The 14822-nt window shown below is 69.5% G+C and carries 14 protein-coding genes, 1 tRNA gene and 1 pseudogene; 6 read left to right on the top strand and 10 right to left on the bottom strand.

Going from position 1 to position 14822, the window contains the following annotated elements; genetic code table 11:
• Positions 1–67: 67 nt before the first annotated feature.
• The 6 genes from gndA to MMF94_RS06220 all read right to left on the bottom strand — a co-directional run bounded on the left by gndA (position 68) and on the right by MMF94_RS06220 (position 5749).
• Positions 68–1516 carry an NADP-dependent phosphogluconate dehydrogenase gene (gene gndA / locus MMF94_RS06245; protein ID WP_241035299.1) on the bottom strand — a complete coding sequence of 483 codons (1449 nt, stop codon included), beginning with the start codon at positions 1514–1516 and terminating at the stop codon, positions 68–70.
• A gap of 125 nt (positions 1517–1641) precedes the next feature.
• The gene (locus MMF94_RS06240; RefSeq protein WP_241035298.1) at positions 1642–2514 is read right to left on the bottom strand and encodes an LLM class F420-dependent oxidoreductase; all 873 of its coding nucleotides are present in this window, start codon (positions 2512–2514) and stop codon (positions 1642–1644) included.
• Positions 2515–2660: 146 nt separating this feature from the next.
• On the bottom strand, positions 2661–3455 hold the full coding sequence (locus MMF94_RS06235) for an SCO1664 family protein (RefSeq protein WP_241035297.1): 795 nt from the start codon (positions 3453–3455) through the stop codon (positions 2661–2663).
• A gap of 22 nt (positions 3456–3477) precedes the next feature.
• Positions 3478–4044: a DUF3090 domain-containing protein gene (locus MMF94_RS06230; protein ID WP_241035296.1), complete on the bottom strand. Its 567-nt coding sequence runs from the start codon at positions 4042–4044 to the stop codon at positions 3478–3480.
• Positions 4045–4095: 51 nt separating this feature from the next.
• On the bottom strand, positions 4096–4800 hold the full coding sequence (locus tag MMF94_RS06225) for a histidine phosphatase family protein (RefSeq protein WP_241035295.1): 705 nt from the start codon (positions 4798–4800) through the stop codon (positions 4096–4098).
• 127 nt (positions 4801–4927) lie between these two features.
• A complete protein-coding gene (locus MMF94_RS06220) occupies positions 4928–5749 on the bottom strand; it encodes an undecaprenyl-diphosphate phosphatase (protein ID WP_241035294.1) in 822 nt (273 codons plus the stop codon).
• Positions 5750–5798: 49 nt separating this feature from the next.
• Between MMF94_RS06220 and MMF94_RS06215 the strand changes: the two genes are divergently transcribed.
• Together MMF94_RS06215 and MMF94_RS06210 are read left to right on the top strand one after the other, a co-directional pair.
• Complete coding sequence (locus MMF94_RS06215; RefSeq protein WP_241035293.1) at positions 5799–6743, top strand: aldo/keto reductase; 945 nt, start codon at positions 5799–5801, stop codon at positions 6741–6743.
• Between the two features lie 114 nt (positions 6744–6857).
• Entirely contained in the window at positions 6858–7097 is a 240-nt protein-coding gene (locus MMF94_RS06210; protein WP_241035292.1) for a DUF5703 family protein, read from the top strand.
• Between the two features lie 18 nt (positions 7098–7115).
• Here the strand turns inward: MMF94_RS06210 and MMF94_RS06205 are convergent, their stop codons facing one another.
• Together MMF94_RS06205 and MMF94_RS06200 are read right to left on the bottom strand one after the other, a co-directional pair.
• Complete coding sequence (locus MMF94_RS06205) at positions 7116–7889, bottom strand: SDR family oxidoreductase (RefSeq protein ID WP_241035291.1); 774 nt, start codon at positions 7887–7889, stop codon at positions 7116–7118.
• Positions 7890–9206, bottom strand: a complete 1317-nt coding sequence (locus MMF94_RS06200) for a M20/M25/M40 family metallo-hydrolase (protein WP_379660272.1) — start codon at positions 9204–9206, stop codon at positions 7890–7892.
• Positions 9207–9296: 90 nt separating this feature from the next.
• Between MMF94_RS06200 and MMF94_RS06195 the strand changes: the two genes are divergently transcribed.
• A tRNA-Leu gene (locus MMF94_RS06195) sits at positions 9297–9381 on the top strand.
• Between the two features lie 532 nt (positions 9382–9913).
• Here MMF94_RS06195 and MMF94_RS06190 read toward each other — a convergent pair.
• Positions 9914–11029, bottom strand: a pseudogene (locus MMF94_RS06190) (recombinase family protein); the annotation flags it as partial.
• 1326 nt (positions 11030–12355) lie between these two features.
• Here MMF94_RS06190 and MMF94_RS06185 point away from each other — a divergent pair.
• Positions 12356–12625: a hypothetical protein gene (locus MMF94_RS06185; protein ID WP_241035290.1), complete on the top strand. Its 270-nt coding sequence runs from the start codon at positions 12356–12358 to the stop codon at positions 12623–12625.
• A 482-nt stretch (positions 12626–13107) separates the two neighbouring features.
• Here the strand turns inward: MMF94_RS06185 and MMF94_RS06180 are convergent, their stop codons facing one another.
• The gene (locus tag MMF94_RS06180) at positions 13108–13470 is read right to left on the bottom strand and encodes a hypothetical protein (RefSeq protein ID WP_241035289.1); all 363 of its coding nucleotides are present in this window, start codon (positions 13468–13470) and stop codon (positions 13108–13110) included.
• A 234-nt stretch (positions 13471–13704) separates the two neighbouring features.
• Here MMF94_RS06180 and MMF94_RS06175 point away from each other — a divergent pair, with 234 nt between their 5' ends.
• Together MMF94_RS06175 and MMF94_RS06170 are read left to right on the top strand one after the other, a co-directional pair.
• A complete protein-coding gene (locus MMF94_RS06175) occupies positions 13705–14043 on the top strand; it encodes a PadR family transcriptional regulator (protein WP_241035288.1) in 339 nt (112 codons plus the stop codon).
• On the top strand, positions 14025–14699 hold the full coding sequence (locus tag MMF94_RS06170; protein WP_241035287.1) for a permease prefix domain 1-containing protein: 675 nt from the start codon (positions 14025–14027) through the stop codon (positions 14697–14699). Before MMF94_RS06175 ends, MMF94_RS06170 begins: the two co-directional genes overlap by 19 nt.
• Positions 14700–14822 lie beyond the last annotated feature (123 nt).

Raw genomic sequence — 14822 nt, 5'->3', positions numbered from 1 at the left:
CGCTGCGAGGCGGCCCCACGCGCTGCGAAGTGTGCCAAGAACCGCCGCGACGCCAAGATGCCCGGGGTCAGGCGTCGGTTCTCACCTCGGTGCCGTCCTGGGCCCACCGCGTGTGGAACGAGCCCTCCGCGTCGATCCGGCGGTAGGTGTGGGCGCCGAAGTAGTCGCGCAGACCCTGGATGAGGTTGGCCGGGCCACGCTCGCGGCGGTAGCCGTCGTAGTAGGACAGCGACGACGAGAACGCCGGGATCGCCACGCCCTGCTCCGTCGCCGTGGCCACCACCCGCCGCCACGCGTCCTGTGCGTTGGCCACGGCCTCGGTGAAGTACGGCACCATCAGCAGGTTCTCGATGTCCTCGTGCTCGGCGTAGGCCTCGCGGATGCGGTTGAGGAACCGGGCGCGGATGATGCAGCCGCCCCGCCAGATGGTGGCCATGGCGCCGAGGTCGAGGTTCCAGTCGTTGGCCTGCGACGCGGCCCGCATCTGCGCGAAGCCCTGCGCGTACGCCACGACCTTGCTCGCGTAGAGCGCCTGGCGGATGTCCTCGACGAGATCGGTGCGGTTCTCCCCGGCTCCCGGCACGGGCCCGGCCAGCGTGGCGGCTGCCGCCTTGCGCTCCTGGCGCAGCGAGGAGAGCGTGCGCGCGAACACGGCCTCGGTGATGCCGGTGAGCGGGACGCCGAGCTCCAGAGCGTCCTGCGATGTCCAGCGGCCGGTGCCCTTCTGCTCGGCCTGGTCGACGATGGCGTCGACGAGCGGGCCTCCGGTGCGTGCGTCGGTCTTCTGGAGGACCTCGCCGGTGATCTCGATGAGGTACGACTCGAGGTCGCCCGCGTTCCACTCCTCGAAGATCTTGCCGATCGCCGGGGCATCGAGCCCTGCCACGTGCGTGAGCAGGTCGTACGCCTCGGCGATGAGCTGGATGTCGGCGTACTCGATGCCGTTGTGCACCATCTTCACGTAGTGGCCTGCGCCGTCCGGGCCGACGTGCACGCAGCACGGCGTTCCGTCGACCACGGCGGCGATGCCCGTGAAGATGTCCTCGACCTCGGCATATGCCGAGGGGTCGCCCCCGGGCATGATGCTGGGCCCGAGCAGCGCGCCCTCCTCGCCGCCGGACACTCCGACGCCCATGAAACGCAGCCCGCGCTCTGCGCAGGCATCGGTGCGCCGCTTGGTGTCGGGGAAGTGCGAGTTGCCGGCGTCGATGATGATGTCGCCCTCGTCGAGGAGCGGGGAGAGTTCCTCGATCACCGCATCGACGGGGGCCCCGGCCTTGACCATCACGATGATCCGGCGCGGCCGCTCCAGCGCGGCGACGAAGTCCTCCATGCTCTCCGCGGCCGTGAAGGCGCCCTCGTCCCCGTATGCCTCCATGAACTCGCGCGTGCGTGCCGGCGTCCGGTTGTGCACGGCCACAGCGGTGCCCCGCCGGGCGATGTTGCGGGCGAGGTTCGCCCCCATCACCGCCAGCCCGGTGACTCCGATACGGCTCTTTGCGTCTGCCACGGTCATCGCTCTCCCTCACCTCGGCCCCGGCGACGTTACCCGCGGAGCGCATCGCTCAGCTCGTCGCCCGCCTCACGCCGACCCCGCCGGACGCCCGGAATTTCGCGGGCGCCCGGCGGGGCGGCAGGACGTCAGAACTTCGCGGCGGCCGGCACGACCTCGCGCCCGAGGAGCTCCAACGGCGTGATCTCCCACATGCCGGGCACGTAGCCGTGCACCTCGGCGACGCCCAGCGCCGCCAGCTGCTCCAGGCGCCCGATGATCGCGTCGATCTTCTCGCCGTTCTCGCCGGGGTCGAGGCGCATCATGACGGTCTTCTCGATCTCGTCGTACGGGCGGCCGACCGCCTCGCAGTGCCCACGCAGCACGTCCAGCTTGTGCTCCACCTCGGGCCCGTCGAACAGGTTGCAGGCCTGCGCGTACTGCGCGACGAGCCGCAGCGTCTTCTTCTCCCCGCCGCCGCCGATCAGGATCGGCGGGTGCGGCCGGCTCAGCGGCTGCGGGACGTTCAGCGTCCGCGCGAGCCGGTAGTGCTTCCCCTGGTAGGGGCCGTCCTCGGCCCCCCACATCTGCAGGCAGATCTGCAGGCTCTCTTCCAGTCGCTCGAACCGCTCGGCGGTGGGCGGGAACAGCAGTCCGAGCCCGTTCGCCTCCTCCTCGTTCCACCCGGCGCCGATACCCAGCCAGGCACGTCCGCCCGAGAGCACATCCAGCGTGCTGACCATCTTCGCGAGCATCCCGGGCTCCCGGTACGTCGCCGCCGTGACCCAGGCCAGCAGCTGCACCCGTGATGTGCGCGCCGCAAGGTAGCCGAGGGTGGTGTACGCCTCGAGCATGTCGTCCTCGACCGGCCCGATGCCGCGGATCTGCCAGATGTGGTCCATGACGCTGACCCGCCCGAAGCCCGCGTCCTCAGCCACGGTGACGATCCGTGTGAGGTCGTCGGCGAGCCCGGAAGGCCCCGCCGGAAAGGTGAAATTCGCGATGTGCAGGCCGATGTCCACGTGCGTAACTCCTCTACCGCATGTCCCATGTGGGCATCAATGACAGTACTCGGAGAACACTCCGGTTTGCCTGGTCCTACCGGTACCAGGCAATGGCGTGCAGCGTCGGTGAACGCAGGATTCAGAGGTACGTACGCACCGCAGGCTCAGAAGGCCGGCCAGGGAATGGCGGGGCCGAAGCCGGAGGGCTCCGGATAGCACGGGTCGGCGAGCATCGCGTCCACGCGGGCCGACAACGTGCGCATCTCGCGGCGGGTGATGTGCTCGCCCAGCGTGTCGCAGAGCCCGTCGTCGAGCTCGGAGCGCAGGCGGCTCATCGCGTCCGTGACGTGCTCGGGCAACGGCCTGCCCACCCAGCCCCACAGCACCGTGCGGAGCTTCTCCTCGGTGTGCAGGCACAGCCCGTGGTCGACGCCGTAGACGTTGCCGTCGACGCCGGCGAGGACGTGGCCGCCCTTGCGGTCGGCGTTGTTGGTGACCACGTCGAACGCGGCCATCGCCTGCAGCTCCGGTGTGTCGGCGTGCACGAGCACGGCGGGCTCGCCGCGGTCACCGCGCGCCCGCAGCACCCCCAGCCAGCCCGGCGGAACGTCCTTCGGAGCGCAGACGTCGACGAGCTCGCGCTCCTCGTCGGTGTCCACCCAGATCTGCACCATCCCGGGCCCGAACGGGCCGTCGCGCAGCACGGTGGCCGGCACGACATGCAGGCCGGCGGCCTCCGACACCAGGTATGTCGCCACCTCGCGCCCGGCGAGCGTGCCGTCCGGGAAGTCCCAGAGCGGGCGCTCACCGCGCACCGGCTTGTAGACGCACTGCGCCTCGAGCCCGTTGCTGGTGATGGTGCCGAACAAGGTGGCGTTCGAGGCGTCCACCAGTCGTCCGGTGATCTCTATCCGGCCTCGCCGGAGTAGTTCCGGCACAGCCGGGTCGCGAGGGTCCACGTGCGTCAGCGTCGGTCTCTCGTCAGTCCCCGACCGGGGAGCGCTCGTGGTAGCCGTTCAGCCGCACGCACACGTGACCCTCCGGGTCGAGTGGCTCGGCGCACAACGGGCAGGGCGGTCGCCCGGCGGACACCACCCGCTCCGCCCTGTCGGCGAAGGCTCGGGCCTGCACCGGCGAGAGGAACACGCGAAGAGCGTCGGGGCCCTCCTCGGTGTCGTCGAGGACGACGGACTCGTCGACCTCCTCGTCGGTGACCGCGAGCAGTTCGACGACGATGGAGCGCGAGTCGGCGTCCCAGCCCAGGCCCATGGTGCCGACCCGGAACTCCTCCTCGAGCGGCACGGCGAGCGGGTCGAGATCGCTGCCACCGGTGCCCTCGGGAACTTCGTCGCCGAACCGGCGCGCCACCTCCTGCAGCAACGCGCTGATGCGGTCGGCAAGAACCGAGACCTGCTGTTTCTCGAGCAGGACGCTGATCGTGCGAGCGTCCTCGATGGCCTGCAGGTAGAAGGAGCGGTCGCCGGGTTCGCCAACGGTCCCGGCGACGAAGCGCTCGGGCTGGCGGAAGACATGGATGACGCGTGACATGACGCCATCGAGAGTAAGCCACCGCGGCCCGCACGGCACGTCCTCGGTCGATCAGGTACCGGTGCTGCCGCCCACCACCGCGTCCGAGCTGCGAGAGGTCGACTTGCGCCGGCGTTTCGGCTTCGGCGGGATCAGCCCGGCGACGTCGCCGCCGAGGTCGTTGACCCGCGCGACGAACGGCCGCGTGTCGGTGTAGTGCACGACGCTGATCGAGCCCGGGTCGACCACGATGCGCTGGAAGTTGTCCAGGTGGGTGGCCAGCGCGTCGGCCAGCACGGCCTTGATCACGTCGCCGTGGGTGCACGCCAGCCACACCGCTGTGGGCCCGTGCTCCTCGGCGATGCGCGCCCCGTGCCTGCGCACGGCCGCCACCGCACGGGCCTGCATGCCCGCCAGCCCCTCACCGCCCGGGAACACGGCCGCGGACGGGTGCGCCTGCACGACCTTCCACAAGGGCTCCTTGAACAACGTCTTGAGCGCAGCCCCGGTCCACGACCCGTAGTCCACCTCGGCGAGCTCGGGCTCCGGCACCGACGTCAGTCCGCGGTCCTTCGCCAGCGGGGCGATGGTCTGCTCGCACCGCACCATCGGCGAGCAGACGATCTCCGAGACGGGCACGCCCGTGAGCCGGTCCACCAGCTTCTGCGCCTGCGCCAGCCCCACGTCGTCCAGCTCCACACCGGGGCTGCGCCCGGCGAGGACACCGGCCGCATTGGCCGCCGACCTGCCGTGGCGGAGCAGGATGAGCGTGGTCACGTCAGCTCCTCTCCCACGTTTCGTCGCGGCCTCGCCGGGCCCGTCGGGGTCCGGTCACGATCACCGAGCCTACGTGCCACCGACGGACGAGGGCTGCGGCTGCGGTGCCGAGCCACGATCGGGACGGTCAGGTCGCCGTGAGCCAGCCCGCACCCAGCGCCACGAACAGCACCGCCCCCAGAACCACTCGATACCAGACGAAGAGGTACACACTGTGCCGTTCGACGTAGCGCAGCAGCCACGCGATCGAGGCGTAGCCGATGGCGAACGCGATGATGGTGGCGACGGCCATCTGCAGCGGGCTCGGCCCGTCACCGGCGAAGACGTCGGGAAGCTGGAACAGCCCCGATGCCACCACGGCCGGGATCGCGAGCAGGAACGAGTAGCGCACGGCGGCGGGGCGGGTGAAGCCGAGGAACAGCCCCGCGGTGATCGTGCCGCCGGAACGGGAGACCCCGGGGATCAACGCCATCGCCTGCGCGAAGCCGAGCAGGACGCCGTCCACCGGCTTCATCTGGTCCAGCTCCAGCCGCTGCCGGCCGACCCGCTCGGCCAGTCCGAGCAGCAGGCCGAACAGGATCAGCGTGGTCGCGATGAGCCAGAGGTTGCGTGCCGCGGTCTGGATCTGGTCTTCGAAGATCACACCGAGCAGACCGATCGGGATCGTGCCGATGATCACGAGCCACGCCATCCGGTAGTCCGGCGTGGTACGGACGGCTGCGTTCGTGAAGCCCCGGAACCAGGTGGCGACGAGGTGCCCGATGTCGCGCGCGAAGAACACGATCACCGCGAGTTCGGTGCCCAGCTGGGTGACCGCGGTGAACGCCGCGCCCGCGTCGCGCCCGAAGAAGACCTCGGAGACGATCCGTAGATGGGCCGACGAAGAGATCGGCAGGAACTCCGTCAAACCTTGCACAACACCGAGAACCAGCACTTCCAGCCAAGTCACGCGCGGACCGTACCGAGACCCCGGTCGTGGGCACGCCTAGGCTCTTCTTGTGCGGCGGCGACGGGTCGGGACCAGCGGGTTGGAGGTGTCGCACATCGGCCTCGGCACCTTGACGTGGGGTGCCGACACCGATGCCGACGCCGCGAAGGCTCAGCTCGCCGCGTTCGTCGACGCCGGCGGCACCCTCGTGGAGACCTCCGACGCCTATGGCGACGGCGCCGCGCAGGAGACGTTGCGTGGGGTCCTCGCGTCCGCCGTGGCGCGTGAGCAACTCGTGATCGCCGGGCGAGCCTCGCTGCCCGGTGGCCCGCTCGGGGACGGCGCGGCGCGTGGCGCTCTGCTCGCGGCGCTCGACGCCACGCTCGCTCGGCTCGGCATCGACCACCTGGATCTCTGGCAGCTGCCCGGCTTCGACGCCACCGTCCCGCTGGAGGAGACGCTCTCCGCTGTGCAGCTGGCCGTGATGGCCGGCAAGGTCCGCTACGCGGGCCTCGTCGCTCCCGCGGGATGGCAACTCGCCACGGTGGCCGAGCGCGGGCGAACCCTCGGCAGCATCACAGTGCCGGTGTCGGCGCAGGTGGAGTACTCCCTGCTGTCCCGCGACGTCGAGCACGAGCTCCTCCCGGCCGCGCAGCACCACGGCCTCGGGCTCCTGGCCTGGGCTCCGCTCGGGCGCGGCGTCCTCACCGGCAAGTACGCCGACGGCACCCCGGCCGACTCGCGCGCGGCATCGCCCACGCTGGCGCCCTACGTGGAGGCGCGGCGCAACGAGCGCTCGGCCCGGATCGTGCAGGCCGTGCTCACGGCGGCCGACGGACTGGGTACCTCACCGCTCTCGGTGGCGTTGGCGTGGGTGCGCGACCGGCCCGGTGTGGCCGCGGCGATCGTCGGCGCCCGGGACGCAGCGCAGCTGGCTGCGTCGATGGCGGCCGAGTCGGTGACGTTGCCGGCCGAGATACGCTCCGCGCTCGACGACGTGAGCGCCACGCGTTGAGCGCGCGAGAACCTGGCACGTCACCCCTGCCGGGCCTATGGTGTGGGGATTCCACCCGGCGTTCACCACAACGTCGGATTCTGCAGGTGGGCGAGCTGGCGGGGAGGTGAGCCGGTGGAGCGAAGCGGCCCGACCGGCACGATCGAGGGGGATTCTGCAGACGGAGACTGGGAGTACCGCCCGGTCCAGCTTCCCGGAGATGTCTCCCGGATGACCGCGGCGGTGCGACTGGCGATCCAGGCCGAGTTCGGCGGCTGGGAGCTTTCGCGCGTGCGGCTCTACCCGGGCGGTGTCCGGAAGGTGTGGCTGCGCCGGCGGCGAAGCTCGAGGATGCTCCCCGAGCTCTCCGTCTAGCCCGTCCCCATCAGGGGGTCAGTGGTCCGCCCACGACACCCCCGTCGGCGGGGGTGTGCCGTCCTTCGGGCCCGGCACCCCTCGGAAGGCGTACGGGGCAGGCTCGCGCCCGGGCTGCACGAACCAGCACTCCCCCGGCTCCCCGCGCTCGAGGATCGACTCGATCGCCGCCACCACGTCCTCCGGGGCGAGCAGCGGGAAGTCGGCGAACTTCGGCTTGACGCGCGCGATCAGCGGGGTGTCGGCGAAGCCGGGACAGACCGCGTTCACCCGGATCCCCTCGGGCGCGAGCGTGGGCCCGACCGCGCGGACGTACCCGACCACCGCGTGCTTCGTCAGGGTGTAGAGGGCATCGCCCGGCAAGGGAACCAGGCCTGCCAGTGACGCCGTGGCCACGATGTTGCCGCCGCCCGCCCGCCGCAGGGCCGGCACCGCCGCCGTCAGCCCGAAGACCACGTGATCGACGTTGACACCCATGATCCGTCGGTACGCCGCCAGGTCGAGCGTCTCCACGCCCGACTGACCCGCCGTGACCCCGGCGTTGAGCAGCACGATGTTGAGCCGGCCGAACGCGTCCTCGGCCACGTCGACGGCCATCGCCATCGTGTCGGGCTCCGACGCGTCGCCCGGCAGGGCTAGCCCGCCCACCTCCTCGGCGAGAGCGCGCGCCCCGGCCTCGTCCCGATCGGCGATGGCGACGACGGCCCCGGCAGCGGCCAGTCTCCGCACCGCGGCGGCCCCGATCCCCGACGCCCCGCCGGTCACCAGGGCGGCTTTGCCCGTGAGATCCATTCAGCAACTCCTCAAGAAGGTGTCGAGTACACGGCAGCCGAACTTCAACGACTCGACGGGCACCCGCTCGTCGATCCCGTGGAAGAGCGACGCGAAGTCCAGGTCGGGCGGAAGGCGCAGCGGGGCGAAGCCGTAGCACTCCATGCCGAGCGACTGGAACGACTTCGCGTCGGTACCACCGGAGAGCATGTACGGCACGGCCGTCGCGCCGGGGTCCTCGGTGAGCAACGCGGCGGCCATCGCGTCGGTGAGCGGGGTGCCGAACGGCGTCTCCACCGCGGGCAGATTCTGCACCCATTCCCGCGTGACGTCCGGACCGAGCAGCTCGTCGACCTCACGCAGGAACGCCTTCTCCCGCCCGGGCAGCACGCGGCAGTCGACCACCGCCTCGGCCGACGAGGGGATGACGTTGGCCTTGTAGCCCGCCGAGAGCATGGTCGGATTGGCGGTATCGCGGACGGTGGCGCCCACCATCCGGGCGAGCGGCCCGAGCTTGGCGAGCGCCCCCTCCAGGTCGTCCTCGGGGAACTCCTGCCCGGTGAGCTCGGCCATCCGCTCGGTGAACGCGCGCACGGTGTCGGTGAGCACCAGCGGGAAGCGGTGGTTGCCCAGCCGCGCCACCGCCTCGGCGACCTTCGTCACGGCGTTGTCGTCGTGCAGGAAGGACCCGTGCCCGGGCTTGCCCCGAGCGCGCAGCCTCATCCAGGCGAGCCCCTTCTCGGCCGTCTCCACGAGGTAGACGCGGCGGTCCTCGGCAAGGGTCAGGGAGAACCCGCCCACCTCACCGACGGCCTCGGTGCAACCCTCGAACAGATCGGGCCGGTTCGCGACGAGCCACTGGGCACCGTAGCTCCCACCGGCCTCCTCGTCGGCGACGAAGGCGAAGACGATGTCGCGCGGCGGCACCACCCCGTCGCGCTTGAACCGGCGGGCGACCGCGAGAGTCATCCCCACCATGTTCTTCATGTCCACGGCGCCGCGGCCCCAGACGTAGCCGTCCTGCACCGCCCCGGAGAACGGGTGCACCGACCACTCAGCGGGGTCGGCGGGCACCACGTCGAGGTGGCCGTGCACGAGCAGCGCCCCCCGGTCCGGGTCGGCGCCCTTCAGCCGGCAGAACACGTTGCTGCGCCGGGGAGCACCGGACTCGAGCACCTCGACCTCGTAGCCGACCTCGGTCAGCTTCGCCGCCACGTACTCCGCGGCCTCCCGCTCGCCGACGAGAGTCTCGGGATCCGCGGTGTTCGTGGTGTCGATCCGGATGAGCTCGGACGTGAGCTCGACTACCTCGTCCTCCGCTGCAAGAGTGCTGGCCACGCCGATCTTCCTACCACCGGAGGTCCCCTCGCGGGGCCCTGGGACGTGTGGGCTATCCTTCTGCTCGCGGGCCGGGAGGTCGCGCAGCTTGTCCGAGTGGCGGAATGGCAGACGCGCTAGCTTGAGGTGCTAGTGCCCTTTAACGGGCGTGGGGGTTCAAGTCCCCCCTCGGACACAACCATTACGCCCACGGGTACCCGTGGGCACACCGTAGCCGTCGCAGTGCGGTCCTCATGCCGGTAAGTAACCGACAGTCCGAGCTGTCGGTAGACCTCGGTCTTACTCGCCGGGTCAGCCGCACGGAGCACCGCGAGCAATCCACCGAACGCCTCAACCAGCAAGCCGATCTCTTCCCGACTGAGTCGCCGGTGCTGCGCTCTCTGTTGGTGCCCCAGCCGGGCCTGGATCGCTTCGCGCTGGCCTCGCACCTCGTTGCTCCACGCGGCCACCATCTCCGGGTCAGCCCCGGCTTCCAGAGCGGCGCGGTGCGTGGCTAGCTTCCGGTCGCAGGCGGCCAGCTCCAACTTCGCTGCGTCGAGGGCTGGATCGGCATCGGGTTGACAGTCGGCGAGCGCGTTCAGGGACTCGTCCATACGCATTGGATCGAAGACATCCGCCAGCCACTCGTCCAGCGGGCCGAGGACAGCGTCCTCGCGGAGGTAGACAGCGAGCGGGTGCTGAAGCTTGTTGGCGATCGCGTACTCGTTCGGGAAACGACAACGGTAGTGGGCCCGCCCGTGGTTCCAGGTCCCCTGCATCCTTCGCCCGCAGGCGTCGCAGAGGACCATTCCGCGCAACGCATACGGACGCCGGACCCGCACGACCGAGTTACGGCTCGATGACGTGCCCCGCGACCTCATGCGCGCCTGCACCTGCTCGAACACCTCGTCGGTGATCAGCGCCGCATGCGCCCGATCCGTCGACGTGATCCACGCATCGGCCGCGTTCCACATCAGCCTCGTGCGGTGTCCGAGTCCCACGTCCTCAACGTCGATCAGAGACTCCTGCTTGCGCTGCTTGTTCCATACCTGTCGACCTGTGTAGCGCGGGTTGGTCAGGATCGTTCGGATGGCACTTTTCGACCAAGCAATCCCGGTTCGATGTGGGTTCCGAGTCGGATCGGCTGCAGCTGGCGATGGGATTCCGTCCGACGTGAGACGCTGAGCTATGGCAAAGATCCCGTATCCGGCGAGGTACTCCTCATAGATCCGCTGGACGACGGGCCCGATGGCAGGGTCCGGCTCGAGCTGCTTCAACCGCTTCCCGTCGGCTGCCTTTGCAGGATTCGGATGAGGCCCAACGTCGGCCAGGCGGTAGCCGTACGGAGGTCGACCGCCAAGGAACCGGCCCTCGACCTTCGCCTGTGCAGACATCGCGGAGCGGACGCGGATCTTGATGCGGTTCCGTTCCCCCTTGGACATGCCACCGAAGACCGACATAACAAGGTCGTGCGCCTCGGACTCTGGGTCGATCGGTCCCCCGACCTCAGGAACCCATAAATCGACGCCGTAGTGCTGGAACACCGGATACGTCAGTCCGTACTGGTTGCCGTAGAAGGCTCGCTGCGGTTCACCGATGACGACCGCGTCGAACCCACGCTGATCGTCCTTCAGAGCATCGAGAAGCCGGGCGGCTTCGGGCCGTCGCTTCCAGGGAATCGACCGCGACTGGCCGATATCGAAGAACTCAGCCTCGATCGCTCCGTGCTTGTCCGTCAGCGCTCGGGATCGGGCGAGCTGCCAGTTCCGAGAGGCCTCGGGATCCTGCTGGTCCTCGGTCGACACCCGGCCGTAGAAGGCGAACCTGGTAACCGTCTCCGTCACCCCGCTCGGTCGCGGCCCTCGCAGCACGACCTCACGAGCGCGAGGAGGGCCCGGGCGGCCCCGGGCGTGAGCAGAGGCGCCTCTTGCGGTAGCACAACAACGACGGGTGCCGCCCCGTCGTTGGTGCCGACCGTAGCGTCCGGCCCGAGTCGTGGCGGCAAGTCCAGGTCATGCTGTGGATAACTCCCGCGGTTCTGCTCGCACGACCCGAGCCCGATCTCATGCGCCTTCGCGCTCTCGCCGGTGCGGTGAAAGGGGGCCATGGCGTCCTCGATCAGCGATATGGATGGGCCGCGAGGAACGCTTCTCGCCCGGGTATGCGGGAGCGTGGCCGTGCCTGATCACGAATCGACCGCGTAGCAGCAACGGGTGGTGGCTCCATCGGAAATCGATCCGCCTCCCGCGCCACCTCACACTCCAGGCTTGGCACGAACCGCCACCCGCTCGACCTCGCTCGGCCGATAGCGTCAAACCAATCTGCTCGAGGTATCGCCGGGTCATCGGTTTCGAGTGGCGCAAGGTGTGCGGCCCGGCCCTCCTCTAGGCGGCCAGCAGCAACGTCGCGCCAGGAGGAACTCGGCGATCCCACCGCACGCTGCTCGACTACGCGCGGCGACTTCCTCATGGCTCGATGCACCAGCACCGTCTTCCTCTCCGGCGCCCCGCACCTCTACGAACGGCACCCGTCCGGCGCTACCGCCGGTTCACCCAACGGCTGCTGCGCGTGGGGAAAGAGTTGAGTACGTGGCGCCCACCGATGAGGCTTGTGGTGTCAGCGCTCCGACCGCGGAATCCGCCGCAACCCGCACGATGTGTGACAGTGGCTTCACCGCCTCTCGCGAACGCTGGACGAGATCAATTCTTGACCGATAATTCTGTTAGGCCATTCTTGGCCGACGGTTCGCCTAGTACCGCCTCGATCTCAAGATTCCGCCACTACGCCGTAGCCAGAGTGCTCAACACCGCCTTTGGTGCTCCGGGGAGTGCGGCAGCGGCGGAAGGGTGCCGAGCCCTGGTCCTTACCGCTTCAGCGGTCGTGACACGAGCTGCGATCTGGGCTGAAGTCGCGCGACGGCGAGAATTGCTGAGGAGGTCGAGCGCGTGGTGTATTAACAGGTGACGTGGTGTACATGGGCCACCACTCACCTAGTGTGGCTCCTCCATCTTCCGCCGGCGCGTGAGTTAATCCAGCCCCGGCGACCCGCTCCGGGTGCCGCCTGTCCGATGTCGTCTTCCGCACCCTCCTGGCCGGGCCGGCAACGGCTGACGCGTTCTGAACCACGCTCCAGCCACGCCACAGCCACACTCGCGACAAGGGTGCCTCGAATGGATGAGTCGCGAGTCACGCCTATACGGGAACGGACGTCGGTTTATGCCGGAGCGTTCGTAGAAGCGGCGCGACGAGATGTTGTGAGAGAGCTCGCGCGGGTGCGTCTTGACGTCGCATTCATCGACCAGCTTCTCCTCGAGCGTAGTGACGCGCTTACGAAACGGATGGTTGTTGCGGCGCTCGGGAGACTCGACGACCTGATCCTTCAGATGTCTCAGGCAATGCACGCCGATATCTCAGCAGACTACCGAGCCCTTGAGGTGTGATTGCGTCTGCGAACAGATGCTCATTACAAGTGGTTCGGCCGCCCAGGACCACGGCTGGCATTCCTGATAGACGCGGCACTGCCGGCCCCATAGCTTGCCAGCCGCGCGGGTCCTTGTGCGGGCCGCCCTGGCGCGCGCCACCGTTGCCGGAGTGCCGTTTGATGACGCAGGTTGTGCCCGTCAGCTGGTGTTGATCACGGTCAGGGCGCAGCGCGGCGCAGCACCGGGCGTGCCCGCTCGCTCGGCACAGCGCGGCCAGCACGGCACTGCCGAAAACCTGCCTTCCGAAGGCGAGGCGCAGACCTCAACCGGGTTGATTGGGATGGGCTCACCTCGCTTGACGCCGCCGAGCGCACCGGCGCCACCCGCCTCGCAGGGTGGCGTGGCGCGCAATCGCCGAAGCAGTCAAGAGCACCAAACGAGGGCGTTCGACCGATCACCGTGGTAGCGCGGTGCGCACGCGAAACCTCTCCCGCCGCGGGTCACTGACCAGCACCCGTGAAACTGCCAGCCGAACGTCGACCGACGTGGCGGCGCAGCGCCCGAACCAACAGCGGCAGCCCCACCGCACTCGGGAGGAACCAGAACGCGATCGGCGGCAGCAAGTTCCACACCGGCAGGCGAGGCCCGTTGTCCACATAGAACGCGGTCAGCACCGCTATGAACGAACAACTCATCCCGACGATATGCGTCGCTCGCCAACCCCTCCACCGCCGGTGAGCCCAGAGGAAACCTACTGCGGCCAGGACAGCCGCCATCCCGCCCAACACGATGAGGTGCCATCGATGCGCCCAGTCCATGCTCGCCAGGATCAGCGCGGTGACGCACAGCCCGGCCAGCCCCACGAGCCACACCTGACCGGCTCGTCGGTGTCGCCGGCTGCCCTTCCGGGTCCGCGTCGCCACCACACCCGCCGTGACAGCAGCCAGGCCGCAGAGCACATGAACCCCGACGACTATGTCGACCACGCCACACCGCCCGATAAGTAGCTCCCCTATGCATAGGAACCCTACTGCTCGACTCGCACGGTCCGCCGGATTCGACCGAACTGGCACCCCGAAGGAGTAGCGTCGCTACGCATGCGAGCGGAGTCGCTCAAGGGGCACCTCGACGGGCTGCTCCTAGCCGTGCTGGAGCCTGGCCCCCTGCACGGCTACGCAGTGATCGAGGCGCTTCGAGCCGGCAGCGGCGGTCGCATCGATCTGCCTACCGGCACCATCTATCCCGCCCTGCATCGGCTGGAGCGAGCGGGGCTGGTGCGCAGCCAGTGGACGTCCGATACCGGGCGCCGGCGGCGCACCTATCAACTGACGCCTGCGGGGGCGCAGACGCTGGCCGCCGCCCGCGTCGGCTGGCAGGAGTTCTCCATCGCTGTCACCTCGCTGTTGACGGGGAGAGAATGCGCACCCGCGGGATAGCGGAGCCGGCTATCGAGGCCTACCTCCACGACGTCGATGTGCGGCTGATCGGCTCGCGCCGCACCCGCGCCGCCATCCTCGAGGAGCTCCGCGACGGCCTCCACACAGCAACAGCCACACGCCGCGCCCGCGGTGCGACACCAGACGCGGCGGTCGCCGCGGCGCTCGAGGAATTCGGCACCGCACACTTCGTCGCGAAAGCGTTCGCGGACGAGCTGGCCAACACCCACGCTCGCCGCGTCAGCCTGAGCTACCTGCTCACCGGCCCGTTCGTCGGCATCACCTGGCTCCTCCTGCTTGCGCCGCCCAACTGGTGGCAGCGCGGTCCAAGCGCGCTCTGGTCCTCGATTCCCGCCCTGCCGCTCACCATGCTCGGCTGCAGCGCGGGCGCGCTCGTGCTGGCCGGCACCGGTCGGCTCAGCCGCTGGATACATCCCACACCGCGCCACATGCTCGACATGACGTCGCTGCTCGGTCTGGCATGCATCGTCGGCGACCTCCTCGTCCTCGCTGCCCTCCCTCACCTCGCGGCGTCCACATCCGGCCATCCCGAGATCCTCACCGCGATGGCCGCAGCCGCCAGCCTCGTCCGGCTCGCCTACAGCATCGCCACCCTTCACCGCTGCCGCCGCGCACGGAGTGCCGTCACGACCTGAGGGCGCCCCCCGAGCAGGTCACCGTCCGCTGCGCGCCTGATGGCGGGGACGTTAGGTTGCGAATCTGTCCAATACAGTGACCACGCTGTTAGTTGCCTCGATGCGCCTTGCACAGAAGCGCCC

This window comes from Pseudonocardia alaniniphila (assembly GCF_022524485.1).
Classification (GTDB): Bacteria; Actinomycetota; Actinomycetes; order Mycobacteriales; family Pseudonocardiaceae; genus Pseudonocardia; species Pseudonocardia alaniniphila.
The sequence above is the reverse complement of the archived record's forward strand: the minus strand, read 5'-3'. Positions and strand labels throughout refer to the sequence as shown.